We start from the raw sequence: 24,741 nt of genomic DNA on the forward strand, positions 1-24,741 counted from the left end.
TAAACGACGTCGCCGCGACAGCAGCGACATCGGGGTGTAGCGCAGCTTGGCAGCGCGCTTCGTTCGGGACGAAGAGGTCGTGGGTTCAAATCCCGCCACCCCGACAGTGAAACACCAGTTCAGGGCCGGTGCTGATCTCTCAGCACCGGCCCTGAACTGTTCTCCAGAGGCTCTCTGGAGAAATCCTGGAGAAGATCTTGGAAATCGTCTCCAGACCAGCGCCCTACACGCGAGCCCTCAGCAGCGCATCCAGAGCAGCAACGGGCGAGCCGGGGCTCATCGCCCGGCGCGCGTCCAACGCCTCCTCCCACATTCCGGTGAGCGCGGTCATCAGCGCCTGCCGCATGCCAGCCGTGATGTGGTCATAGCGGGACTGCACCGAGCCGTCCTCGTGACCCATGCGTTCGTCCATCAGCTTCGGCGGGGTCCCCACCTCTCTCATCAGGGTCTTGTGCGTATGGCGCAGTCCGTGCGGCGTCAGCCCCGGAGCGATCGGCACCCAGCACGCCTCAGCCCGCTTGGAGGCGCCTCGCCCTCGTGCGGGAATCCCGGGCCACGGCTCAGCGACCACCGGCACAGGGTGCTCTTCCTGATTGCCGCGTCCGGGGTACCGTCCCGTGGCGGCAGGTCGAAAAAGCCAGGTGGCAAAGCCCGAGCGCCGCCAGTGTGCAGCCAACTCCCCCACTCCCGCGTTACGGACGTACCCGAGATCGGTGATGGCCTCCAGTACCGTCAGGCGAGTCGGCTCCGCCACAGCGCCAGGACGGTTGAGGACGTTGGACACCGTGCCCGTCGAGACGCCGGCGCGGCGAGCGACGTCGACCAGCTTCGCTCCGGGGCGGCTCGCAGAGCCGTTGGCGGCGCCGTGACCACGGAAGACGTAGGCCAGTCCGTGGCACTCACAAGGCTTCGGCTTCGTCCGGGCGATGTGGCTCGCAACTAGTGAGGCGAGGAAATCCGGAACGTCAATGTCCCGGTAGGAGTCGTCCTTGGGCGGGCAACGGTGCAGTTCGCCGGTATCCAGCTCGTAGAGCTGCCACTCAACGCGAATGCTCTTCGGCCGGACGAACTCGGTCTCAAGTCCAACGATCTCGCCCCAGCGCATTCCTGTGTAGCCCTTGAGGATGCCGCCAACGAACTCATCGTCCCGGCCGGACAGCAGCGCCATCCTTTCGGCGAGCAGCAGCATGCCGAGCGCTGTGGTGACAGCCTTCTCCGGGCCACGGTTGCGGGAGCGGCCGGCGCGCTTCCCTCGTCCGCGCCGCTTGGTTGCCGGGTTGGAATCGCGCAGTCCCTCGTCAACAGCGTCAGCGAGGATCAGATGCAGGGTCGCCCGCCATGTCTTGACGCTGGTAGCCGCGTAAGGAACGGCGCGTTCGCGCTTCTCCCAAGCGGCGATGTCGGTGCTCAGGATGTCGGCGACGGCGAAATCCTCGAACGCGGGGAGCAAGTGTTCTTCGATGTGCCGCCGATAGTTCTGCATGGTGGATGCCGCCAAGTCCTGCGCGGCGTACCAGCGGTTCACGTAGGCACCGAAAGTGATCCGCTCGGGAGGCGCCTTCTTCGTTCCGGCTAGCAGCTTCGCTTCTTCGGCGTCCGCCGCCTTCTTTGCCGCTGCCTTGGTCCGGAAGCGGATGGCGTCACCATCGGCGTCGCGCACAGTGGCGTACTTGCCGGGCGCGACCTTGTACCGGCCGCGCCAGTAGCTGCCGAGGTTCTCGGCGTAACCCAACTTGCTCTCCCTATGGGCGGGGTTGCCGCCCGGCTCGAAGGCCGGGCGGCATACGGAATCAGGCTGCGGTGGACTGCGATTGGCCGTGTCGTGCCCTGCGCGGGGGCCTTGCCTTCAGCGAGGTGACGGACACCGCGGTGGCCGCCCGGCGGCGCGCCGCTTGTGAGACTGGTACGGCAGCGCTGCTGCTTCCAGTGGGACGGCTCTCGAAGATGCGCGTTATCTCCGCAACGTGCTCAGCCGTGAATCGGTAGCTGCCTCCGGGCTTGGTGAAGGGAATGCGTCCCCTGCGGGCCTGTTCCTTCACCCACCACTCAGAGCAACGGAGAGCTTGGGCAACATCCGCAGCGGAGTAGAGCTGAGGCAAGTCAGTGATCTTCTGACGCACTTTCATGTCTCCTCTTGGGCTCGCTTCGGGGGTTCCGACGCTTGGACCTGTCCGAGGTGCGGATTTCTGCGTCATCGCGTCACGCACGTCATTTGTGGTTCTGACCTGTGGTTATGTGGTGACGCGGGTAGTTCGGTGCGTGTCACAGGGCGGGGCGTGGTTCTGTCACCCGTGACGCGGATGACGGGCGGTGACGCAGGTTTCGGCCGTCTGCGTCACCGCTGTAGCCGCTGGTCAGCGACCGGTTTCGGGTGGCTGGTGACGTGGGTGACGCAGAGTCTCTTCTCTTAGGAAAGAGACGGGGTGGTGTCTGTGGTGGTGCGGTGCGGCTCAGGACATGAAGAAGGAGCCGCGCAGCGGCACGACTCTGCGGCGGCAAGCCACCGGAACAACAAGAGGAGCACCCGCCGCCGGGCGGGGGTGCTCCTCTTGCTTGTCCGCGCCGCCGGGTGGCGGGTCAGAACGCCGTTTCCTGCTGGTGGGGGGCGAGTGCGGCGGCGCGGGTCATCTCGATGTAGCGGGCGGAGCTGGTGCGTCCCCAGTCGATGAGCACGCCGCGTGCGGCGAGGGTGGGTTGCAGCCGCTTGAGGCGGTCGGAGAGGACCTTGCCGGTGGTGGGCCAGCCCTTGGGCAGGGGACGGCACTCCTCGCCGCTGTAGAGGGTGGTGAGGCAGTGCAGCCATTCCGAGGACGTCATGCGGACTTCCGCTCCCGCATCGAGGTCGGCGGCGTGCTTGAGGACCGTCTGCGCGAGCAGGTCTCCTTCGATGACGTCGTCGTTGAGGTCGTCGAGGCTGGCCCGGTATGCGGCCAGCGAGCCGAAGCCGGTAGCCGCATCGAGCTGCGCGCACAGGTGGGCGAAGTCGGCCATCCGCAGGTCGGTGGGGGTGTCCGCCTGCGCGGCCCGCACCTTGACTGTCAGGTCCAGCAGGGAGCCGAGAACGACGGGGAGGATCTCTGCGTACTCCGCCCACAGCTCTGCCTCGGTGCGCCGTACCCGGGGCCGCACGAGACGGAGCGGGAGGAGGCGTTCGGCGAGGTCGGGGCGGATGACGCCGACGTCGATACCGGTCAGCAGCATGGGGCGCCGGTAGCGGGAGCGGACGACGTCGCCGTCGGTGAAGAGCGCACGCTTGATGCTCTCGGCGCCGGTGACGATGCAGCACATGAGGTCGGACAGGTCCGGGGGCAGGTGGGAGAGGTTGTCCAGGGCGGTGACCCATCCGGCAGCAACGGCCGTGATCATGTTCTCTTCGTCCTTCGGGGCCCGGCGCAGGTCGCCGCTCATCCCCTCGATGATTCGCACGAGCATCCGGCCGCCGGTGGACTTGCCCGCCCCTTGGGGACCGGTGAGGAAGGGTGCGGGCACGGGCACGGACGGTTCCAGGCAGCCGATCAGCCAGGCGATGGCCAGGCATTCGGTCTCGGCGGTGGCGAAGTTGCACAGGCGGAGCAGGAGGTCGATGCCCTTGCCGTTGGTGTCTTTTGCGGGCAGGGGCAGTTCCCCGGTGAGTTGGGTGCGCCGCCAGCAGACTTCCTGCGGGTCGGGGGTGCGGATGTCCCAGCCGGTGGGGTGGATGCGGACGGACTGGCCGTCGGTGCGGCCCAGGTCGAGCCAGGTCGCGCCGTCGAACCCGGGCGCCACGCGGATGTGGGTGGGCTGGACGTCCTCGGTCAGGGCGAGTGCTTCGATCAAGTCGAGTGCCTCCTTGAGTGCCGTGCCGTTGAACACGCCGACCCCGTCCTTGAAGAGGCCGACCATGAGTTCCTGCCGGTGGCTGCCGGTGGTGCCCTGGGAGCGGATGGGCCGGGCGACGGGGTGGCCGTTCTTCTGCGCGTAGACGGTGCCGTCGACGGTGCGGAAGTACCGGAAGTGCGCCTGCGCGTAGTCGGTGATGATCTGGCGGGCCGGAGTCTTCTCGTCCTCGGACACGGTCACATCCCCAGTGCGGTACGGGCGTTGGTCCACGCGTCGGTGCAGTGCCGGGGTGATTCGCCCTTGGTCTGCGCGGCGGTGAACAGCCTGGCGACATGGGCGTCGGTGAGGCAGCCGCACTGGCCGTGGGTGGAGAGCACGGCGAGGAACGTGCGGTAGACCGTGGCGTGCACGGCGCTGGTGGCCTCGGTGATGCGCTGCTCCGCCATGGCGATGCCACGGTCCAGGTAGGCGGGTGCGCGGTGTCGGCATTCTCCGCTTTTGCCCCTCAGGGGCATTGTGAGCGTCTGCGGCGCCCTGCGAGCCGGGGACGGCTCCTTTACTGCCAGGGCGCGGACAGCGTCCGGGAGAGCGGCCGTGGCGCCCACGCCCGGACCGAGCCAACGGGCGTACTGCATAAGGGACTTGATGTCGACACCGGGCCGGACCGCGTTCGAGGACGCCATGGTGCCCCGGTAGATCCAGTGCTCGCCCCGGGTGGTGGTCACGGTCCGGGTCGCAGGCAGGGTCTCGCGGGCCCACGCGAGGGCGTCCGCGTTGTCGAGGTCGACGACGGTGAGGCCGGCGCCGCCGGGGTGGTAGGCGACCGCTGCCGCTTCCCACCACGCGCGCGCCCACGTCGGCGAGTTGATGACCTGGGGGTCGAGGGTGGCGGCGGCCCATCCGTGGCAAAGAGACGCGCAGGTGCAGGGGCCCGGGGTCTTCATGTTCGGCCGGCCGCCGCACGCGTTGTCTGCACAGGAGCGGCAGTTCCCGAACGGCAGCTTGCCCGCCCGCAGGGGCAGGGGCGGAATGCCGGATGCTGCGAGACGCAGCGCGGTGCGCAGGTGCTCACTCACGCCGCCACCCCCCACGCAGGCGTGAGGGTGTCGAGGAAGGCGCGGCCGATCCATTCCGTGTAGGCGGGCGGCAGAGCCTCCCGCAGCCGGAGGTGATCGGTTGACCAGTCGATGCCCTTGGCTGCTTGGATCTCCTCCACTGTGGCCTTGCCGCCACCCTGCCCGTAGGCGGCCACGTACGGGCCCTCGCGGTACTCGCCGTGTCGCCAACCGCGCACGTAGCCACGGTGCTTGGGGTGGGCGGGCTGGAGGGCTGTCCAGCCGCCGAGTTCGAAGTAGCGGTGCATGAGCACGTCGAGGCCGAACTGTTCCCCGCACAGGCGGATGTCCTTGCGGACCTCGGAGCCGGGCACGTTCTCCATGACCCACGGCCGGCCGGTCGCCTCCAGCGCGGCGCGGGTGGGGGCGATGAGGCGGGGGTAGGTGCGGCCGATGATGGCGTTGCGGGCCTTGTTGGTGCCCTTAGTGGGGGCGCCCTCGCCCTGGCAGGGCGGGGAGGCGTGGATGAAGTCGTACTCGTGGCCGTGGGCGCGGATGTACTCGATGGCATCTGCCTGGTGGAAGGCGTCGCCCGGGTAGTCGGGCTGTGCCTGGAGGTCGACGCCGGTGATGTGGCAGTTGCCGAACGCGCGCCGGTAGCCGGTGGTGGCGCCCCCGATGCAGCAGAAGGCGTCCAACACCCGCAGGGGTTCGAGCAGGGCGAGCAGTCGCCCGATGACGAGACGATGGGTCATGCTGGATGTCTCCAGTTCCTTGATGGGTGACTGGCTGACAAGGGCGACCCCGCGACTTTGGCGAGACGAGGGGGTCGCCCTTGGCGTAGCTAGAAGGGCGGTTCCGTGGCCCACGGGTCGGCGTGACGCCTGCGTCGGCGCATCCATCGGGGCCGGTGCGGCAGGGGCAGTAGGGTCCAGCGGCGGTCTTCGTTCCAGCAGCCGCAGGGGTCCCAGTCGCTTCCGGCGTACTCGCCGGTGTCGTAGTCGCCGTACGGGTACTCCGTGCCGCCGTCGCCCTCGCAGGCGGGGCAGTCGGGGTCGGGGGTGTCGGTCAGGACCAGGGCCCTGCGGGGCCAGTGCGCGACTTGGATGCGCAGGCGCGGCAAGGTGAGGGGCCTCATGCGGGCTGTTCCTTCCTCAGCGGCGGCGGTGGTCGTTGTGGGTGCGGGCGATCAGTGCGCGGGTGTGCGTGGTGGTGTGCTCCTGGCGGACGGGGCCGGTGTAGTGCTGGTGGATGTCCGGGGCGGGCTTGGCTCGTTTGGCGAGCTTGGCGAGCGCGAGCACCAGGGTGGTGGGGGCGCCGAAGACGAGGCCGCAGACCACAGGGTCGGCGTACTGCGAGACGTACATGAGCACGGCGGCGGTGAGCCCGATCATGGAGACCGTTGCCCCGCCGGCGAGCATGACGACGCTCGCGTCGGTGGCGCCCTGACTCATTGGCGGCCGGCCCGGCTGAGCGACCGGCGGCATGCTGCCGTGGGCGGGCACCGGGGTGTCGTCCCGGTAGGCCGTTGGCGTCTCGGGTGCGGGCCGGTAGGCGTCGGTGATGATCCGGCGGGCCTCTGCGGCGGCCTCGTCCTCGGTCATTCCGGCGTCCGACCGGATGGTGTCAGGGGTGTGTTCGGGGTGCATACGGAATCCCTTCCGAAGGTGGTTCGGGGAGGCAGGGGCACCCCCTGCCGGGAGGCTTCTAGAGGGGGCTTCGGGGGGCTGACCTGGGGTGCCTCCCCGCCTCCCTGAAACGATGTTTTTGCTGATCAGGGCGGGGAGGCGGGGTTGGGGAGGCGGTTGGGGAGTTCTCCCCGCCTCCCCGTGTCGGGTGGGTGTGCCTCCCCGGGGTCAGGAGGCGGAAGCGGAACCGTCCGCGTCGCGGTTGGCGAGTGCTCGCAGGATGTCGTCCCGGCGGACGTTCATGAGGCCGTGGGACTTGTACGCCTCGACGCCAACGGCCTCCAGCACGCGCTTGAGGTCGGCGAACGTCCAGTCGCCGTAGGCGTCGTGGTTGAGCACATCGAGTCGCTTGAGGATGTCCCGGGTGAGTACGCGTTCGGCCTCCCCGAGCACGGAGGCGATGTCGGCGAGCGCGTCGCTCTCCTTGCCCTCGTCGACCGCGCGCAGGGTGGTGACGCCCTCGCGCAGGGCCTTGGCGCGGGCGGCGACCTCGGTGGCGGGCTCGTCGTCGATGAAGTGGGTGCGCACGGTGATGGACGCCTGCCCGGCGGGGATGGTGATGCCGTCGGAGGCGACCACGAGGGTTCCCTTGTCCAGCCCCTGACGCAGGAGGTGCGGAGCTGCGCCGGCGTTGACGGCCTTGGCACCCAGCGCCATCTCTGCCTGGGACTCGGTGCCCACCACGAGGGATGCGCGGGTGTGGGCGCCCTCGCGGACCAGCTTGGGAAGGTTCTGGTCGGTGGGGTCCTGGGTGCCCTGCCACATCAGCACGTCGACCGCACGCCCCTGGTTGTGGATCTTGCGGACGGCCATGAAGTAGCGGGAGGTGGCCTTGGCGCCGCCGTAGGGCCGCTTGTCGTCGCCGACGACCGGGCACATGAACGCCAACTGCGCCTCGTCCACCAGCACGATCAGCGGATCGAACACGATGCCCGAGTCACGGCGACGCTCCTCGATCCGCCGGTTCATCTCCTCGACCGCGTCCTCGACCATCTCGGTCGCCTGGATGACGTGGTCGTCGGAGGGGCCCTCGATCAGTACCTGTGCGATGCCTTCGAACATGGCCCAGTCGCCGATGCCCTTCAGGTCGGCGATCCAGAACTGTACGGAGCGGTCCAGGGCCAGCCACAGGGCGAGCGCGCGCAGGGAGGCGGTCTTGCCCTGGTTGGACAGGCCCGTGACCAGCAGGTGTCGCTGATACAGGCTGATCAGGGCGGCGTCGCCGCGCAGGTCCTGGCCCCACGGGGCCTTGCCGGTCTTGTAGTTCGCGGTCATCGTCTCGTCGGTGACCAGCGGGGACGGGCCGATCGGCTCGTCCAGCGCCCCGGAATCGGCGATCCACAGCCGGACCGTGCGGGCGGCCTCCGGGATCGTGATGAACACCTCGTGCTCATGCCGGGTCAGGTTCTCGGCAAGCTTGCGGCGCTTGGCCTGCACTTCGTTCGTGGCCACCCCGGACGGAAGCGTGACGTCGACCTCGACCCCGCATCCGGCGATCCGGATCGGCCCGAGCATCGAGGCGCCGGCGTCGCCCATCTCCGTGATCGCCTTGCGCAGCGCGGGCACCCCGAGGTCGCGCAGGGCCTTGACGACGATGGACGGGGTGATCGGCTCGCCTTCACCGGAGCGGACGTTGGCGGGCAGGGCCCACGCGGGTGCGGCCTGCTGCTTGCTGCCGACCGCCCACAGGGCGAGCAGGGCCACAAGCGGGCCGATGGTGAGGGCGGGGCCCCACACGATCTGCACGATCCGGATCAGGGTGCCGATGAACTCGATCGTGGCCTTCAGGGGGGTGATGACGTCGGTGACGTCCTTGTTGTTGATCGCCATCACGACCCCGAGCGCGACCAGCGTGCCGACGCTCATGCCGACGCCAACCCCGACCCCCTTGGCCACATCCACCGGCGAATGGAGCAGGTCCATGCGGCGGCGGTGGCGGGCCTCGCGGAAGCGCTGCAGCCGCTCCTCCCACTCCTCCGCCACCTCGTAGTTCCCGGCGGCTTCCGCCGCGCGCAGCAGGCGTTCGTAGCGGGAACCGGTGCGGCCGTCCCAAGTGCGGCGGGCCACGATCCGGCCCCCGTTGAAGGTGTAGAGGCCGTGGCGGGCGACCGCGCGGGCGGTCGTCCTAGTGGTCTCGTGGGTGACGACCGTGCGCACGCCGCGGTAGGAGCGCACCCACAGCGGAACGGGCTTGGCTGGGGCCGGGTCGGGGACCACGGTCAAGGTGGTCACGGACGCGCTCTCATCAGGGGATTCGGTGGTCTTGTGGAGGCTGACGACGTTCTCGGACATGCTGGAAGTACTCCTGACTGCCCCGAGTAGGGCGGGAGTTGCGGGAGGGTGCCGGGGTGGCCGGGTCCGTGGCAAGGACGACCACCCCGGCGGGCGAGGTGTACGGGCCGCTCGTCAGGCGGCGGGAAGAGCGCTGATGGGCGCGGTCACCACCAGCGGGACGGCTTCTTGGGCACGAGGTAGGGGCAGCCGTTGTGCATGTGGTCCAGGCACGGCTGGCAGTCCTCGCGCGGCTTGAGGCGGCGGTGGATGCTCTTGTTGTGGGCGTGCTCCCAGCACTGCGGGCATTCACCCGGAGGGGTCTGCGTCGCGGCCATGCTCACCACATCCAGCCGGAGGACTTCTTGGCGGCCTTGGCGGTGGCGGCCTCGTTGACGATGCGCTGACGCTCGCTCTGAAGCGCGGTCATTTCGGCGATCAGTCGGGTCTGCACCGACTGCCACACGCTCTCCAGCTTGCGTTCCGCGCGGCCGGTGCTCTTGGACCGCAGCGTGCGGTAGGAGCCACCGACCAGGGCGCCCATGACCTGACGCCGTTCCGAGCTGGTCAGGGGCCACATTTCCTCGTTGCGGACCGCCTCCAACTTGCGCTCCGTCAGCCTGATCTCCTTGTCCAGGCGGCGGGTGTTGGGCTTGCTCATGGTCAAGCACTCCTGAGGGAGGGGGAGTTGTCGGGGAAGGCACAGGTCACGCACATGCCGAGCGAGGCGGGGATGACGTATCCGGCATCCCGGCGGCACTCGGGGCAGGTGCGGCGCGCGGTATTGGCCTTGGCCAGGGCCGCCCACCGTGCCGGCGTCATCGGGCGGACCGGTTTGGCCAGGTCGACGCGGTACAGGTAGGCGACCAGCGGGCCCCGGCGGCGGCGCGGTCGTTCGAGCTGCGCCGCGACGTCCTGACCACCAGGGCGCAAGTCGAGCGCCCGGAGCTGTCGGCGGGTGGCGTAGCCGTCCGGAGCCAGGCGCCACCGGAACACCGGAAGCGCACCCATCAGGGCGTCTGCACGGCCGTAGCGGCGCGTTCGGCGAGCAGCGTGTCACGCAGCATCCGGGCGTTGGCCGGCGAGGTGTGGATCGCGCGGCGGATGCCCTCAGCGGTCACCTTCGCGTCCGGCAGGCCGGCGGTCGCCGACCGGGCCTCAGCGAGCAACTGATCGGGTGTGCGCTTGGGCCGGGGGGATCGGGCAGCGTCGGGAACTCGACCGGTCACCCCACGCGGCGGAGTCGATCCCGCCGCCACGCTCCGCCCTGCCGCCTCGATCGGTGCCGGGGTCGGGGCGGGGATGGCGGGCATCGGCTTGAGCGGAAGAATCGACTTACCGAGGTCGATCGCGATCGGTTCCGGCACGGCCAGCCGGGTCAGCGTCACGGCCGGGGCCGGAGTCGATTCGCCCAGGTCAGCCGTAGACCGTTTCCTGATGATCTCGGTGGATTCATCCGCATTCGCTGATGCGGTGAGCGCGGGTGTGGCGGGGGTGCCGAACATCGACGCGAGGGCGGCATCTGCGCCCTCGGTGACTCGATCGCGCTGGACGTCGAGCAGCCTCGATCCCAGCGCCGTGTCACCCACGCCGATCCGGCGGGCCAGGCGCCACGACTTGCGCTCCGACCACCACTGAACCCGGCTGCTCGGGTGCTGAGCGGCACGGGCACGGTGGTAGGCAAGCGCCTGCACAAGGTCGGCAGTGTGCCGCTCGTGCTCCGCGTCGCGGCCGTCGGTGTGCACCACGATCCGCCGGGCCAGGAACGCCATGCCCTCAGCCGAGACGGACATACCCAACGGGGTCAGGGCGTAGATCACGGTGCGGCCCGGGTCCGGTGCGGCCATGGCGCCCATGACAGCGGCGGCGGCCGGCAGCGCCCACAACCCCGTGCGGATGATGCGGGGGGAGGACTGGCCCAGCAGAGTCAGTCCCAGCAGGACCAAGGCGAGCACGGCCGTGGCACCCTCACCGGCACCCAGCGCACCCAGGGCGGTGCCCTTGCCGTAGGCGTGCCCAATGTTGCTGTACGTACCGATCCCGCCGACCACACCCGTGGCGAGCATCGGCACGAACGCGGCCGTCAGCACACCGATCTGCACCTTCGTCAGCTCCGTGCCAGGCCTGCTCATGCCGCACCCCCCGCCGTGAGCAGGAGCGCGAGGACGAGCAGGGCGCCGCCGACCTGGGTGAGGTCGACCGCGCGGCGCAGGCAGGTGAACTTGGCGACCGCCAGCCGCGACAGACCGGCGACGTCAGCAGCGAGGTCACCTCCGTTGACGGTGGCGGTGATCTCCTGGGGGGTGAGGGTGGCCCACAGCGGGAAGCCGTGCCGGCCCCGTAGGTTCGGCCGCACCGACCGCAGCAGCAGTCCGGCCGCCGCGACCAGCAGCGTCATCCCGAACCCGCCCACCACCAACGCGGGCAGGTTCAGCGGCAGGCCCTGGGCGATGGACCAGGCGCCGGCCAGCACCGCGCCGACGAACGCCAGCAGCAGCGCGACCTTGTTGTCGGTCCGTGCAATCTCCGCCTTGACCTCGGCGTGAGCGGCGGTCAGGTTCTGGTCGGTGGTGTTCATGCGGCACCGCCCGGCAGAGTGGCGGCGGCGGCGCGATTGGCCAGGGCCCGACCCTCGACCAGCACCCGCCGCCGCGCACGGCGGATACGGCGGGTGTCCAGCTCGGTCGGGGCGCGGTCCAGGGTGATGATCTGCGCGTCGAGCAGGTCGACGCGCGCCAGGATCAGCGGCATCTCCCGCTCGATCGCGTCCAGCTCCGCATCCGTCGGCTCGATGAAGTCGGCAAACGCGGTAACAGCATCCTGAACAGTGACGATGTGGCTCATTGGGTCGTGGTTCCTCTCACAGGTGGAACGGCCCGAACAGCGCCCCCGGAGTTCCCGCTCCGGGGGCGCGCGCCGTTGTGGTGTGGATCGGCTCTCGAACGTGCGCTACTTGCGCTTGGCGTTGGCCTTGGCGATGTGGTCGTTGCCCATCTGCCGGGCACGGGCGGAACTGTCCGTCTCCCAGCCACGGGCGCCGCAGGAGCAGCGGAACTGGACCTTGCGGCCGCCGCGGGCGGGCCAGATGGAGACGTGGTGGCGACTGCCGAACATGCGATGTCCTCTCACGGCGGATGAAGTCGGTAGACCCGGCTCCCTGCCACCCCGCCCGTACGGATACCGCACGAACCGCGGGCCGGACGGACGGGGGAGGCAACCGGCCGCAGCCGTTGAGCTGCGGGAAGGTCGAATCGCGCTGTACTCGCACACGGGGACAGAACCCGCGCACGCCGCCCTCTTGCTCGCAGAGGTGGGGCGGTCTCCCTCGGCACGCTATTGAGTTCTCAAGCCACAGTCGCTTCCTTCGAGCCCGTTTCACGGAGCCCTCCGGGCGTTGGCGCAACCCTCGGTTCACGCCCGTTTTGCACGCAGGTGTGCCGAGGTTCAGCGACCGCCGCTCTCCGAAGTGACCGGCGGGCACATCCCTAAGGTTCCCTAGGGTTCCCTGCGGTGTCAAGCGGTAAGGTAGGGAACCTCAGGGAAGTGACTACAGGGAGCAGGCGACATGGCAGGCCAGGCCGACAATCGGGCCCCGTACGCGAAGATTGCCGCCCACTACACGGAGCTGATTACGTCTGGTGAGCTAGAGCCAGGAACCCTCTTGCCGAGCATCAAGAACCTCGCGGAAGAGTGGAAAGTGAGCACCGCGACCGCTGAAAAGGCTCTGCGCAAGCTGCGCAACGAGGGACTTGTGCGAGGCATCCATGGGATCGGGACAGAGGTCTTGGACCAGCCCGCTCCTATGTCGTCGGGGTCTCAGCGCCAGGACCGAGGGCGCCGTACCGGATCTAGTTGGGGGGCCGGCGAGAGGTCCGACTCACATCGAGCAGCCGTAGTGGCCGCCCCCGCCGAAGTGGCCCAAGCGCTGGACGTTCAGCCCGGCTCCGACGTGATCCGCCGAAGCCGGGTCTACCGAGACCGGCACGGCATCGTGGCCCACAGCACCTCCTGGATTCCCGCTCGCTACAGGAAGCTGATCCCGCAACTAGCGGAGAGCGAACGGCTGACAGGGGGAACCTCACTCCAGCTCATCGCCCAGGTGACCGGCCATCCAATCAGCCATCGCATCGACACGGCCTCAGCGCGCCTGGTGACGCCGGAGTACGCACAGCTCTTGGAGCTGGACCCCGAACACCCACCGACGGAGCCAGTGGTCGTGATGACGGCAAAGTTCGTGGACAGCGAGGGGAACATCGTGGAATACGGCGTAGACCTTGGGGGCCCCGGGCGCACATGGCGTACGGAATCGGAGGTCTCCCCATGACGGTGATGGATGACACGCTCGCGAACGTGCTCGAAGAGCGCCTAGGGTCGCTACTTGCAGCCCGCAGGGCTGGAACAATCACGCTCGAAGCCGAAGCGGAGATGGCCGCCATCTCCCAGACCATGACGAGACCGATGTCACCACGTCCACCGTTCTGCGTCCTGATGGCCGGGCTCCCCGGCTCCGGCAAGACCACTCTGTCCCGCGCCCTCACAGATCGCGGGTTCGTTCGCCTGTGCCCGGATGAAGAGATGTACCGCCGGCACGGCGTCTACGGGGTCGACTTCCCTCGAGGCACGTTCCCGACCCTTGAACGGCCGGTGCTCGAAGATGTGGCAGTTGAACTCGGGGATCAGCTCAAGGCGGGGCACGATGTCGTCGTTGACCACGGCTTTTGGACCCCGGAAGATCGGACTAGATGGCGAGCTATCGCCATGGACGCCGGCGCCACCCCTGTACTCGTCTATCTCGCGGCCAGCCATGATGAACTCTGGGCGAGGATCAGCAAGCGGAACGAATTCCATGCAGACGATCCGAACTCGATCTTCTTCGCAGAGAGCGACCTTCAGCGGTACCGAACCCGGTTCATCCCTCCTAAAGCAGACGAACCGCACCTCCTCTACGGGGGCGACACTGCGGACGTGATCGCGGCAATGGAAGCTTCTGGCTCCTGAGGAACCTCAGGAATCGCGGCTCCTTTCCATAAGAGACAAGGTTAGACCCGCTCCGCTAACCATAAGCCCCACCAAGCTAGACACGGCGGCAGAAGTAATGACGCTCGTCAAAGTGAAGCTACCAGCCTTCTTGTCATCGATTCCGATTGCCACTGTGGCAGCAACAAGAATGACCATCAAGAATACACTAGTCGCTAGCAGAACCTTACTGATTCCCACCCTGGCGTCTGCAAGTGCATTTTCACGGTCGCGAGACTCTTGCGTGCTAACACCCCTTCGACCAAAGGCCGCCATGATTGCTACAGCGGCGAGCGCGAATCCAAGCAGTCCGCTAGACGAGCCAGTCAGTGACGAATAAATCTCTTTTCGATTCTCCATATCCACAGAGGCGAGAAGAGGCTTGTCCGTATCGAAAATGCGGATACCGACAAGGGCGACCTCGATGGCCAGGAAGACCAAAAGGGGGATGACCCACAGATGCCGATCAAGCCACTGCGCTACTCGCCGTGCCATGCAGATTCCCCCCTAGAATTCGACGGCTACCCCTTACCTCGCATCTTCTGCCCCTGAACAGCTGACGCGAGCTTGCCGTCCCGCTGGAAGTCCTTGTACGCCTGATCCAAAGCCAAAAAGACCTCGCCCGGGTCAGGCATAGAGGGCACGGATGAACTCTGCCGAAACTGCGTTTCGACTTGCAGTCTTTCGTGAAGAAGGTTGATGGTTTCAACCCTCTCAGAGTTCCGATTCCGCCCCCGTATGATCATATTAGAAACGAAGTCGTCAGCCTGCTCGGCCAAGGCGAAAACTTGCTCTTCCGTCTCTCCATCAAGATACCGGTCTCGCGGCCCGTAACGCCCCATTCCGAGATTAAATCGTATAGACGGAGCTTTTCGTCCGAAGCTTTCCGGAACGAGGGTTCCGAACACGCCACCTGAAGCGTCCGCATGCCTCTGAGTCATCGCCACTTCAACGGAGCGCATCTGCCCCTTCATGGCCTTCAACTTGTCAAGCATGTCCTCTCGATATAGAGCATCGAACTTTACGTGCGAATTCATCTTTCGCCGCATGAACAGCGAGAGACGCGAGATGCGCGGGACCTCCTTGGCGTAGTCGTGAGCACATATACCGTCCGGCCACAGTGAAACATGGCTGACGTCCGCAGGATATTCATGATCCCTCAACGAAATTGGGCTCACACTGCCAGCGCTGTCCCACTTAAACGGCCGATTGTCCGCCCCCCTCAAGGCGAAAAGTCTCAAGTTGGTTGGCGCATCCCCTACACCGACCTCCACCACCTCGACCGCAGTCACGGCGTCACCGGCATCGAAGATCGCAAAGTCACCATCATTGGCGATCGCGGCTTCGAGACGTGCAGCGACGTCGCGCGGATCGAAGTCGGGCTTGCCGTGCACTGAGCCCCAGCGGTGGAATATCAGCCTTCGCTTCAACATGACGTCATGTTAGCTCCCTGGTTAACATGCGACTACTGAAAGCGACACTCATAGATTCGATTCTATGTTCGATGACAGTGACTCACAAGTGATCTGACCTGCGTTTATGCGCTGATCTATCACAGGTTTCAGTATGGACCATGGGTCTGACACTGCCCCTCCTCGGCATGCCCCGGGGCAGGGCCAGGATCACCTAGCCACGAGAGTCATGCGCCACTCGACGTTGCCACCGATAGGACTGGCCGGGGGCCCCTGCCGGCCCATGGAGAAATCCTAGAGATCATTTTGAAGTAGGAGCCGGGGAGTACCAACGGAGCCCGACGCATCCCGACACTCTGACCTGCACTTTTGGGATGGACCCCCAGGCCGGCGATCTTCCAGGGCCCAAATCGGGACGACGAAGTCGCAGCTTCCTTGGACCCCAGAGGGCTCCGTGAGGCTGCACCCTCCGGACAACTACGGCACAGCTGGTCGGCGGGGGGAGACTCGGTACTCACCCGTCCACGCGGGTCGGTGACCTTGTCGCCTGCCCCGGCAGCGTTGAGCGGCCGGGAGGGCCGGCGGATGCCCATCTATCGGTATCGCCGTAGTGGCGGTCGATCTGCCGCTGAGCCCGTACGGAGCGCACCCTCAACCTCGCCGCATCAATTCCTGGCGACCGGTCAGATGACCTCTTGCTGTCCCTGGTGGGGCTGCTCTAGCTGCTGTTCGCGCTTGCGCTGCTCCACCCGTAATGACTCCACGGTTTCAGCCAGCCGTTCCAGGTTGGCCTCTTCGTCTGCTTGGTTATAGGGGTTGATGGCCAGGTCATAGGCAGTGACGTGCTGCTCAATTGCGTCGGCAGTCTGCTGAAGGTTAAAAGCGCGTTCCCTGAACTTGAAGTATCCAGTTACGGCAGTGGTGAAGCTGACGAACGCTCCCAAACTGATCAGGATTCCCTTACCAGGCTGTGGAGGATCGTAGATGGCGGTGGTCACCGATATCGCCACCGAGGCACTGAAGAGTCCCCACTGGAAGAAGTTGTGCACCCGCCGGTAGCGCCGCGTCTCGCCGCGTAGTCGGTCTATCTCCTGCGGGATTGACTCCCTGTAAGAGTGCTGGCGGTCTTTCGAGGATCGGGCTCCCTGCACAGCTTCCAGAATGCGCCGCTCCTCCAGAAGGTCCAGTTCAAGTTTCAGCGCAGCAAGCGACTTTGCTTCCTCGTCCTTCGGTTGGCCGGAGTCCATACGCATTCCGGTAGCGAACACGATGAAGAGGAGAGCCAGGAGGGCGCCGATGGCGACGTTGTACGGCTTCATGTCCACCTGCCGCCACGTGGCAGCGTTGGCGGAAAGCGCTCCGACCACCACAACGAAAGCGGTCACGGTGGATCCGGCAGCGAGAGAGCGCGCTATTCGAGAAGTCCGTATCTGGCTGTTCAGAGCGGCGGCCGTACGCCGGTAGGACAGTAGCCGGTCGATGTGCTCCTCGCTGGCGGACTGAGCCTGCTCGTCTCCTTCCGGTGCGTGGCTTTCGCCGTTGGAAACCGGCGTGTAGACAGTTGGGCCGCTGCCGAGTAGCCCAGTCACGCTGTGCGCAGCGTAGGCAACAACCTCCCCCCACGTAGGGGCAGTGTCTCTCGGGGTGTGGCTTCGTATGTCGACGCGGTCCCACTGAAGTACTTCCTCAGCGCCGTCTTCGTCGATATTGACGTGGCGAATCAGAGCATGTTCCGGATCATTTCGGTACGGCAAGACTTCCCAAAATGCCAACCAGTCGATATCGGATTCACGGGCAGCGTCAAAGAAATCTGCTATATGGCCCCATTCAGTTGCACCGTCGAAGGGTGCGTCCGCGTGTTCGCCGAGGTGGGCGAGGATGATGCGCACCCATTCGCTGTGCTGTCGCTTGCCGGGCTTCCGTGCAGCCAGGGACGCTCCCCCTTCAGGCGCGTACTCCTCGGATTCCTCCTCCCCCGGGATGTGCTCCTCCGGGTCGACTCCGCCCTTGGGCACGTGCTCGTCCGAGCTCACCTCTTTGTTCTCCTCGGGGTCTTGCTCTGACTCGTACTCGGCGGCGGGGAGCTCGACGACGCCGCGGACTGAGCGGCGGATCGTTGCGATTCCCTTCGACAGAGCGGTCATGCTCGTCAGGGTCCAGGAAATGACGTCACCCCATGTCGGGGTAGACGCAGGCGGTCGGTGATCTGCGATGTGAACGCCGGTCCACAGGCTTTCGGTGCCGTCGGCGTTGCTACAGCGGATCAAGGCGCCTTCGGGCTTCTTGCGGTACGGATGGACGAACCACGGGTCAAGCCACTCGACGCCGGCGGCTGTGGCGGCGTCGAGGAAGTCATCGACTAGCCCCCAGTCGATAGGTTCACCGAGGATCGGCCTGAACGCGTCGTCGTACGTGAGAGTTGGCTCATCCGGCGGCATCTTGGCGAGGATGGCGAAGACCCAGGGGGCGTACGGCATGGGTCAGTCCACCGTGATGTCGATTGGGGCCGGAGCGAAGTGGGGCATGTCAGCTCTCCCCTTGGTGGTGTGGTCTGCTAAATGCCGGATGACGCTGGGGACTCGGTAAGGCTACCGGCGCCACGGACTGTAGCCGTGGTCAACCCACCTGGGAAACATGGGAGTTGACCAGAATCAGGCTGCCGTGGCGGAGCTCTCCTCGGGATGGAGTGGCCCGCCCTGCGTTCCCACACCTGCGTCTCGTTATCAGCCTGTTGACGGTGAAGCCTCGCTCTCTACAACACTGGAGCGGGCGGTAACCCAGCGAACCCACCACGCAGCCTCGCTATACCGCCATGGAGAAATCCTGGAGACGATCTTGAGATAGCGGCCCCGGAGCACCACCGGAGACCGACACATCACGACGCTCTGACCTGCATCTTTGACTTGCGTCCCAGGTCGGCGATCTTCCAGAGCCTAATTCGGGACGAAGAGGTCGTGGGTTCAAATCCCGCCACCCCGACAGCCAAATAGCAGTTCAGAGGGCCTTCACCGATTCGGTGAGGGCCCTCTGCTGTTGGTGCGTGTCTATCTGCGTGACTACCGCTCCGGACCACGCCTGAAGATGCCATCCATGACCACGGCGCCGGTCTGGATCACGGGCCGGATCTGCTTCCGGTAGACCTCCTCGGTGACAGCCGTGCCGGAGTGGCCGACGAGCCGGGAGATCTCCTCCAGCGGGACGCCACGGTCGGACAGCAGGGACACGAAGCTGTGCCGGAGCTCCCGGGGCGTCCACTCTTCGGCGTTGATCCCCTCGGCGTCCTTGAGCGCTTGGCGGAAGGCCCGCCGGACGTTGGTCGCATCGAGCGGCTTGCCGACGGCCGAGGAGAAGACCAGTCCGTGTTCCTCCCAGCTGTCGCCAGCGGCGAGCCGCTCCCAACCCTGGTCCTCGAACTGCTGCCACAGGACCTCGACGCAACGCGCCGGCAGAGCGAGCGTTCGCCGGGACTTCCGGGTCTTCGTGTCCCCGCCACGCCGGACCGATCGCCACACCGCGATGTGCGGAGGCTGCGGCGGATCGGCGTCCGGCCGTCCCTTCAGGAAGACGTGGTCCCAGGTGAGCGCCCGCAACTCCTCAGTACGGGCACCAGTCAGCAGGGCGACGACGACGTACGCGTGCATCGAGGTCCCCTCGGCGGCCTTGAGGACGGCCTCCGCCTGGGCGAAGGTGAGCGCCTTGGACGGCCGCCCTGGCTGGCCCTGGGGAACCTGGCACAGCTCGACGACGTTGCGCTTCACCTTGTCCCTCGCCATGGCCCGCTTGACCGCGCGGTTCAGACAGGAGTGGACGCCCTGCAGCGTGCGCGTGCTGAGGGTCCTAGCCTTCGTGGCGAGCCAGCGGTCGACATCCTCCGCGCTAAGGTCCCGTAGCTTCCGGGCGCCCAGAGCCGGAATCACGTGATTCTTGCTGAGGATGGTGCAGGTCTCGACGGTGCCCGGGTCGCGGCCAGCCAGGCCGTACTCAAGCCAGTCGTTCACGGCGTCAGCGACCGTGTAGCCCGTGGGAGCGATGGCGAGGCCGTCTTCGTGATCTCGGAGCACCTCCTTGAGCTTGCCTTTCGCCTCCGTCTTGGTCTTGCCACTCCCCCGCTTGACGATCCGCTTCCCGCTCGGGTCGAAGCCGAGGTTCGCTGTGGCGATCCAACGCTGTCGCTTCTCGTCCCAGTGCAGGCCGCCGTCACCGCGGCTACGACGCTAGGTCATCAGGCGGCCTCCGCCAGCTGGCTCTGGATGAAGTCCCGCACCGCGTCAACGGGTATGCGGCGAGCGCCATCGATCTTGAGGGAGGCGAGCCGGTGAGTGCGGATCAGGTCGTAGACCTTACGGCTCCTCAAACTGACCATGTAGGACACGGCCTAAGGCCTCATCCATTGGTTCAACTTCGCCGCTGTAATGGTACCGCCGGTTAGAACTGCAAAGGTCGGCGACCCGGCGAGTTGATATTGGACCGGCGTAGCACCACCCTGATAAATTACACGTCCATCGGCATATACATTTATATTTGTAGTGGAGAATCCTGTGGGCTCCAGAGTGGCATGAGCACCGTTTGCCGTGAGCAACCGTTGAGCCACAACAGTCCCAGGATCCTGTCCGTTCTCGAGGGCGTTCTCTATAGCGCCTTGAACCGTGCTTTCGGGGGTGTTGAACAGGGAATAGTGGGCCCTCATACTAGGAAATGCAAGATTGATAATCAACTTTGCCGGCTCGAGTTCGATTCCCTGTGTCCCCTTGATCCGATCGATCATAAATTGGGCGTAGTAACGGTAGTCCTCGATACGCATTCCGAAGCGGAATGCGTGACCATCTCGCTTGTGCAGAGGGCTTTGATCATCGACAAAAAGGTCAGCCTGGGGCCTTATGTCAGACAGATCGGTGATCTTGCATTGGATATCATGACCTTTTCCGCCGGTATAGAGTGGATCACCGCCTGCCGTGACGTCGCCTGTGCCGCTCACGGAGACTTCTTGACCTAGGAACGTTATCGGAGAGCTTTGAAGGAGCACGTTTCTATATTTCAGCTTATTACCGTCGCTCTTGTCAGTCCAAATGTTCTCAGTCATGTCCGTCATGGTGCGCATGCCGTCTTCAAATTTAGACTTCTTTTCTTTTGACTTCTTCTCTTTGAGTACAAACTCTGACTCGAGCCAGAGGTTCACGACTTCCTCTAGCTTTTTCGGGTCTTGATTGAGACGAAAACAATCTTTCTGGCCTCGGGATAGTGCGTACATGTTTGTGTTCTTATCCACACCGGTGGGCTGCTTTTCCAGCGCGTCCCATTTTTTACTCGTTGCATGGTACCAGGTAAGATCCCTATAGATCACGTAGAGTCCTGAACTGGGTAGCACATCGACACACGCCCAAAGCGAGCTTCCCGCCGGAGCAGAGGCAATCAGGAATGTTGCGGCTCTGTCGCGTGCAGTACTGAACGGCGTAATCTGCTGCGTCGGTTGCTGTCGCCCCGTGGCGACGCCATCGAACCGATACTTGAGTGGAATGTAATTCTTCAGCTTTCCCTGCGTAGTCTCCTCGTACCAGCATTCACCGGATTTTTCCTTACCAAGACGTATGCGCACAATGATGCCGTCGTCACCCTCAGAAACTTCTTTCAGTGATTTCTCGGAATAATCGTCACTGTCCTCTGCAAAATAAAGTATTTTACGCGCACCTTCTTTCATAATGTCGACATGATAGTTGAATGATGCCTGTATTGTCATGGCATTATCGTCTCCTATTCCGCTGAACTTCATCTCCTTCGGGTTACGCTTAGGTGTACCTGTCGTTGTCGTCGTGGGCGCAGTTTCGGTCGCACTTGTGATTAGTTGAGTCGCAGCTTGCACCTGTGTTAGAGTCGCCTTCTTTAGCAGTCTTTTTTGCTTTCTATTGAGAGCCTTTACTTGTTGGGTTACTTGGACTCCAACTATCGCCGTTGGATCGGACATTTACTTCTCCCTTGAAGGCGATGTTGCCGGAATTACTTGTTCGTCGGAAGCACCTCGTTTAATTGCTTCATAGAGCTCGTCTGCAGGCATGGTGGCCGCTGCCGGAACCGCGTCAAAGAGCTTTGTCAAGACTTCGAGAAGCTCTTTCTGGGTGGGTGGCGGTTCGACGGAGCTGTCTGGAATCTCGGTGACGGTGAGGGCTCTTTCCCTCTCGAAGGCTCCCACTGCCGTATCAAGACGCCTCACCGCGTCCTGCGCCCGCGCCCGTTCATCCGGCGACGCTGTCGCCGCGAGCCAGGCTCGTGTCTCGGCAGAGGGGGGAAAGGCGTCCAAGTGCCTCGTCACAGCCGCCACGAGCGGACTGCTCGACGAGCGAGGAGCCTGCGCTGTAGTCATCGAAGTCCTCTTTCCCGAATGGGCCTGAGCACTTTCGCACGTCGACGCTCTCAGGCCAGAGTCCCTCCATGTGTCCGCAGTAGCAACTTGGGAAAGCTCCGGAGGAGTGACTGTGCTAGAGGCCAGAGCGGCGTGGACACACCCAGGCAAGAGCCCCGGTCGACGCCTCGTGCCCATTACGCAGGTCGAGCCGCTTGAGACCGAGGCCCCGCCGGCCCGTGAGGGCGAGTTCGAGCCGCAGATCCTCAGGGGCGTCACCACCGGCTGACATGACATGGGGCGTACCTGTCGCGAGGGGCCTCACTCATTGTGAGCTCCTCGCCCCGCACCTGCAGCTCCTCGGCACGACTCTGGACTATTTGTGGACAGATCTCTGACAAGTTGACGCGATCGAGCCTCTGACCAGCACGTTAATCATGAGGCGCAGCGCCCTCCGGAGCCGTGGCACGGCACACGTCAGGCTGCAAGAGGAACCTGCTCGCCTTCTTCCGGGATCTGGTAGTGGGCCCAGATCTGGTTCAACTCGTGCTGATAGTAGAGCGAGTACAGGCCGGCCACGATGGAAAGGATGAGTCCGATCCAGGGATTGCAGCTCCGCTGCATCCCGGCCGACTGTTGCATACGGGCAATGCGCAGACCGGTGTTGTAGACCGATACGAAGGGGGGAATAATCACCAGCCAGCCGACAGTGATAGCCAAAAGAGCCATCACCGGATTGACCTCGATCCGCTGATCAAAATCCCGAGCTTCGCGATTCACTTTGTAATACCAGACTAGGTGGTAGATACCCAGCGTAATCAGTGGCCAGATCAGCCAAACGAGAAAGATGTTGCGGGTCTTGCCAGCGCGACCTGACATGACGCACCTCCCATAAACCCAGTGCATCACGACCAGCCGCCACGCGCGCGTCGTGCGCGTGGGGCAGGCAGGCACCCCTGGCGCCACGACACAGGCTTCGTTCGGGCCCCCGCCACAAGGCATCCTCACCCTGGACAGCCAGGTGGGTATCTATCTGCGTGACAACGCCGACGAACAACGGCGGACGAGCGCGAACGCCAGCGGACCATCAGCGCAGGCGAGGGCCGCACCAGCCCAAGGCAGCGCCCCCGCCCAAGTTGCTTCGGGACGAAGAGGTCGTGGGTTCAAATCCCGCCACCCCGACAGTGAATTACCAGGTCAGGGGCCTGATCCGCTTAGCGGGTCGGGTCCCTGAGTGGTTTCTGGGGTGCTCTTGGGAGCCGCCTGGGAGCCATGCCGATAGGTGGTCCGCACCGTGTAGCGCCGCACCCGGGAGGCCTCCTGACGATGAGAGAGGCGTGCCGGCCCCACAGCGGGACCGCACGGACCGGCTGTGCGAGCAACACGGTTCACTCCGCACGGTACGGGCCAGCACCAGGTTCTCCGGCGAGGCCGGTGTCTCCGGCCGGGCGCGGTTGACCCACGGCCGCCGGGTCCAGTTGGGCCAGTGCGGCCGTGACCAGGGCGGCCGTGCCGGTGGCCAGCGTGAGGCGGACGCTGGGGAGGTAGCGGGAGGAGTGGTTGTGGGGGACGCCGCGGAACTTCTCGGCGGGCCCGGTGCCGGGGGCCGCAGCCCACTGGGTGGGGCCGACTGAGCCGAGCATCCAGTAGGCGCCCCGGATGCCGGGCCGCCCGTGCAGATGGCCGCCCGCGCCGGTGAGCAGCGAGAAGTCCTCCGTCGCCGACGACGCGGGCCAGCCCGTGACGCGGGCGGCGCCGAAGGCCGCCCGGTGGGCGGCGCGTACGGCCGCGGTGACACCGGGGTCGGGCCGGGTGACCCCGGAGCGGGCCAGCTCACGCACGGTGACCCGCGGCGCCATCGCGGCCGAGGCGGCCTCCGCGCGCACCACCCGCTCCACCGCCGCCGTGCCCCTGACCAGCGCCGCCTCCGACAGGGCGCGGACGGTGACCCGCAGTTCGGCGCGGGTGGCTATGACGTTCCCGGTGCGCCCGGTGTCCCCGGCACGCAGCGAGGACGCGGTGACCAGCAGCCGCTCGGCCGGCTCCGTCTCGCGGGCGGCGACGACCGGGAGCCGGGTCACCGCCCCGGCCGCCGCCAGCAGCGGATCGACCGTCAGATGCGGGGTGGCCGCGTGCCCTCCGTCCCCCTCGAAGACCACCTCCAGCGTCACGCTGCCCGCCATCAGCGGCCCGTCGGCGTGCGCCACCATCCCGGCCGGGAACGCGGCGGTGTGCTGGGCGAGGACCACGCCCGGCGCGGTGATCCGGTCGTACAGACCGTCCTCCAGCATGGCGCGGGCGCCGCTCAGCGTCTCCTCGGCGGGCTGCCCGACGACCAGCAGCGTGCCACGCCAGCGGTCCCGGTGCTCCGCGAGCCAGCGGGCCGCGGCCGCCGCGCACGCCAGGTGGGCGTCGTGCCCGCAGGCGTGCATCACCGGCACCGGCCGCCCGTCCGGGCCCGGCGCGGTCGCGGTGCTGGCGTACGGTACGCCGGTCTCCTCGGCCACCGGCAGCGCGTCCAGCTCGGCGCGGAGCAGCACGGCGGGGCCGTCGCCGTTGCCCAGTTCGGCGGCGACCCCGTGGCCGCCGACGCCGCGCAGCACGCGGAAGCCCTCGGCCGCGAGCCGGTCCGCGAACCGGGCGGCGGTGCGCTCCTCCGCGCCGGACAGCTCGGGGTGCCGGTGCAGGTCGAGATACAGCTCGGCGGTGGACGGCAGCAGGGCGTCCAGACCGGGCGGCACACCACCGCCCACGGTCACGGACGGAGGGGACTGGTCGCTGCTCACGGCGGGGGCTCCAGGGGGTCGTCGTACGGGGGTGTCAGCGAAGTGACAGCCATCGGTCAGGGAGTTGGTGCCGGACGCGCGTAGAAAGGAGATGTCGGGGGGCGCGCTCCTCCGGCTGGTTCAGCGCACCACCGGACGGGGCCGTCCCGGCCGGCCATAGGTCACCTGACCCGGAAGGAGCCACCATGGCTGACAACACCCTCGCCTCCCTCGCCCAGGAGATCCTGGACCTGGAGTCGGAGACCTTCGAGATCACCGACTACTCGGACGCCAGCGAGGTCATGCTCGGTTCGTCCACGAGCTGTTCCTCCACCAGCACCTGCTCCAGCACCACCAGCACCACCTCCTGCACCGCCTGAC

26 protein-coding genes and 1 tRNA gene are annotated in these 24,741 nt (G+C 66.1%); 4 read left to right on the plus strand and 23 right to left on the minus strand.

Annotated features, from left to right (window positions below; genetic code table 11):
- Positions 1 to 30 precede the first annotated feature (30 nt).
- Positions 31 to 104 (plus strand) — tRNA-Pro (locus ABZ854_RS04470).
- Positions 105 to 223: 119 nt separating this feature from the next.
- Here ABZ854_RS04470 and ABZ854_RS04475 read toward each other — a convergent pair.
- The 15 genes from ABZ854_RS04475 to ABZ854_RS04545 all read right to left on the minus strand — a co-directional run bounded on the left by ABZ854_RS04475 (position 224) and on the right by ABZ854_RS04545 (position 11,947).
- Positions 224 to 1,732, minus strand: coding sequence for a LacI family DNA-binding transcriptional regulator (locus ABZ854_RS04475; protein ID WP_361204056.1), 1,509 nt, complete (start codon positions 1,730 to 1,732; stop codon positions 224 to 226).
- 58 nt (positions 1,733 to 1,790) lie between these two features.
- Positions 1,791 to 2,195, minus strand: coding sequence for a helix-turn-helix domain-containing protein (locus tag ABZ854_RS04480; protein WP_361204059.1), 405 nt, complete (start codon positions 2,193 to 2,195; stop codon positions 1,791 to 1,793).
- A gap of 382 nt (positions 2,196 to 2,577) precedes the next feature.
- Positions 2,578 to 4,053 carry an ATP-binding protein gene (locus ABZ854_RS04485; RefSeq protein ID WP_361204062.1) on the minus strand — a complete coding sequence of 492 codons (1,476 nt, stop codon included), beginning with the start codon at positions 4,051 to 4,053 and terminating at the stop codon, positions 2,578 to 2,580.
- 2 nt (positions 4,054 to 4,055) lie between these two features.
- Positions 4,056 to 4,895 carry a bifunctional DNA primase/polymerase gene (locus tag ABZ854_RS04490; protein WP_361204065.1) on the minus strand — a complete coding sequence of 280 codons (840 nt, stop codon included), beginning with the start codon at positions 4,893 to 4,895 and terminating at the stop codon, positions 4,056 to 4,058.
- A complete protein-coding gene (locus ABZ854_RS04495) occupies positions 4,892 to 5,629 on the minus strand; it encodes a DNA methylase (protein ID WP_361204068.1) in 738 nt (245 codons plus the stop codon). The genes ABZ854_RS04490 and ABZ854_RS04495 overlap by 4 nt, the downstream gene beginning before the upstream one ends.
- An 89-nt stretch (positions 5,630 to 5,718) precedes the next feature.
- Positions 5,719 to 6,012, minus strand: a complete 294-nt coding sequence (locus tag ABZ854_RS04500; RefSeq protein WP_361204071.1) for a hypothetical protein — start codon at positions 6,010 to 6,012, stop codon at positions 5,719 to 5,721.
- A gap of 16 nt (positions 6,013 to 6,028) precedes the next feature.
- The gene (locus tag ABZ854_RS04505) at positions 6,029 to 6,523 is read right to left on the minus strand and encodes a hypothetical protein (RefSeq protein ID WP_361204074.1); all 495 of its coding nucleotides are present in this window, start codon (positions 6,521 to 6,523) and stop codon (positions 6,029 to 6,031) included.
- A gap of 207 nt (positions 6,524 to 6,730) precedes the next feature.
- Positions 6,731 to 8,854, minus strand: a complete 2,124-nt coding sequence (locus tag ABZ854_RS04510; protein ID WP_361204077.1) for an FtsK/SpoIIIE domain-containing protein — start codon at positions 8,852 to 8,854, stop codon at positions 6,731 to 6,733.
- A gap of 146 nt (positions 8,855 to 9,000) precedes the next feature.
- Entirely contained in the window at positions 9,001 to 9,171 is a 171-nt protein-coding gene (locus ABZ854_RS04515; protein ID WP_361204080.1) for a pRL2-8, read from the minus strand.
- Positions 9,172 to 9,173: 2 nt separating this feature from the next.
- On the minus strand, positions 9,174 to 9,494 hold the full coding sequence (locus tag ABZ854_RS04520) for a hypothetical protein (protein WP_361204083.1): 321 nt from the start codon (positions 9,492 to 9,494) through the stop codon (positions 9,174 to 9,176).
- A 2-nt stretch (positions 9,495 to 9,496) separates the two neighbouring features.
- Entirely contained in the window at positions 9,497 to 9,844 is a 348-nt protein-coding gene (locus ABZ854_RS04525) for an RRQRL motif-containing zinc-binding protein (RefSeq protein ID WP_361204086.1), read from the minus strand.
- Complete coding sequence (locus ABZ854_RS04530; protein ID WP_361204089.1) at positions 9,844 to 10,965, minus strand: conjugal transfer protein; 1,122 nt, start codon at positions 10,963 to 10,965, stop codon at positions 9,844 to 9,846. The genes ABZ854_RS04525 and ABZ854_RS04530 overlap by 1 nt, the downstream gene beginning before the upstream one ends.
- Positions 10,962 to 11,411 carry a Pycsar system effector family protein gene (locus tag ABZ854_RS04535; RefSeq protein WP_361204093.1) on the minus strand — a complete coding sequence of 150 codons (450 nt, stop codon included), beginning with the start codon at positions 11,409 to 11,411 and terminating at the stop codon, positions 10,962 to 10,964. Before ABZ854_RS04535 ends, ABZ854_RS04530 begins: the two co-directional genes overlap by 4 nt.
- Entirely contained in the window at positions 11,408 to 11,677 is a 270-nt protein-coding gene (locus ABZ854_RS04540) for a DUF6284 family protein (protein WP_361204096.1), read from the minus strand. The genes ABZ854_RS04535 and ABZ854_RS04540 overlap by 4 nt, the downstream gene beginning before the upstream one ends.
- Before the next feature lie 105 nt (positions 11,678 to 11,782).
- Entirely contained in the window at positions 11,783 to 11,947 is a 165-nt protein-coding gene (locus ABZ854_RS04545) for a hypothetical protein (RefSeq protein WP_361204099.1), read from the minus strand.
- 451 nt (positions 11,948 to 12,398) lie between these two features.
- On the opposite strand from ABZ854_RS04545, the gene ABZ854_RS04550 reads away from it, so the two are divergent.
- On the plus strand, positions 12,399 to 13,157 hold the full coding sequence (locus ABZ854_RS04550; RefSeq protein ID WP_361204102.1) for a GntR family transcriptional regulator: 759 nt from the start codon (positions 12,399 to 12,401) through the stop codon (positions 13,155 to 13,157).
- Positions 13,154 to 13,831, plus strand: a complete 678-nt coding sequence (locus tag ABZ854_RS04555; protein ID WP_361204105.1) for an AAA family ATPase — start codon at positions 13,154 to 13,156, stop codon at positions 13,829 to 13,831. Before ABZ854_RS04550 ends, ABZ854_RS04555 begins: the two co-directional genes overlap by 4 nt.
- A 6-nt stretch (positions 13,832 to 13,837) precedes the next feature.
- On the opposite strand, the gene ABZ854_RS04560 is transcribed toward ABZ854_RS04555, so the two are convergent.
- The 8 genes from ABZ854_RS04560 to ABZ854_RS04595 form a co-directional block, all read right to left on the minus strand.
- Positions 13,838 to 14,344: a hypothetical protein gene (locus ABZ854_RS04560; protein WP_361204108.1), complete on the minus strand. Its 507-nt coding sequence runs from the start codon at positions 14,342 to 14,344 to the stop codon at positions 13,838 to 13,840.
- A gap of 26 nt (positions 14,345 to 14,370) precedes the next feature.
- Entirely contained in the window at positions 14,371 to 15,282 is a 912-nt protein-coding gene (locus ABZ854_RS04565; RefSeq protein WP_361204111.1) for a hypothetical protein, read from the minus strand.
- Between the two features lie 662 nt (positions 15,283 to 15,944).
- Complete coding sequence (locus ABZ854_RS04570; RefSeq protein WP_361204113.1) at positions 15,945 to 17,738, minus strand: DUF4231 domain-containing protein; 1,794 nt, start codon at positions 17,736 to 17,738, stop codon at positions 15,945 to 15,947.
- Positions 17,739 to 18,317: 579 nt separating this feature from the next.
- Complete coding sequence (locus ABZ854_RS04575) at positions 18,318 to 19,451, minus strand: site-specific integrase (protein ID WP_361204344.1); 1,134 nt, start codon at positions 19,449 to 19,451, stop codon at positions 18,318 to 18,320.
- 32 nt (positions 19,452 to 19,483) lie between these two features.
- Entirely contained in the window at positions 19,484 to 19,624 is a 141-nt protein-coding gene (locus tag ABZ854_RS04580; protein ID WP_361204347.1) for a helix-turn-helix domain-containing protein, read from the minus strand.
- Between the two features lie 12 nt (positions 19,625 to 19,636).
- On the minus strand, positions 19,637 to 21,220 hold the full coding sequence (locus ABZ854_RS04585) for a hypothetical protein (RefSeq protein WP_361204116.1): 1,584 nt from the start codon (positions 21,218 to 21,220) through the stop codon (positions 19,637 to 19,639).
- An 852-nt stretch (positions 21,221 to 22,072) separates the two neighbouring features.
- The gene (locus ABZ854_RS04590; protein WP_361204119.1) at positions 22,073 to 22,474 is read right to left on the minus strand and encodes a DUF4234 domain-containing protein; all 402 of its coding nucleotides are present in this window, start codon (positions 22,472 to 22,474) and stop codon (positions 22,073 to 22,075) included.
- A gap of 509 nt (positions 22,475 to 22,983) precedes the next feature.
- Positions 22,984 to 24,381 carry an amidohydrolase gene (locus ABZ854_RS04595; protein WP_361204122.1) on the minus strand — a complete coding sequence of 466 codons (1,398 nt, stop codon included), beginning with the start codon at positions 24,379 to 24,381 and terminating at the stop codon, positions 22,984 to 22,986.
- Positions 24,382 to 24,566: 185 nt separating this feature from the next.
- On the opposite strand from ABZ854_RS04595, the gene ABZ854_RS04600 reads away from it, so the two are divergent.
- Entirely contained in the window at positions 24,567 to 24,740 is a 174-nt protein-coding gene (locus tag ABZ854_RS04600) for a thiazolylpeptide-type bacteriocin (protein ID WP_031179489.1), read from the plus strand.
- Position 24,741: the final 1 nt, after the last annotated feature.

The organism is Streptomyces sp. NPDC047028, from assembly GCF_040644095.1.
In the GTDB taxonomy this organism is placed as follows: Bacteria; Actinomycetota; Actinomycetes; order Streptomycetales; family Streptomycetaceae; genus Streptomyces.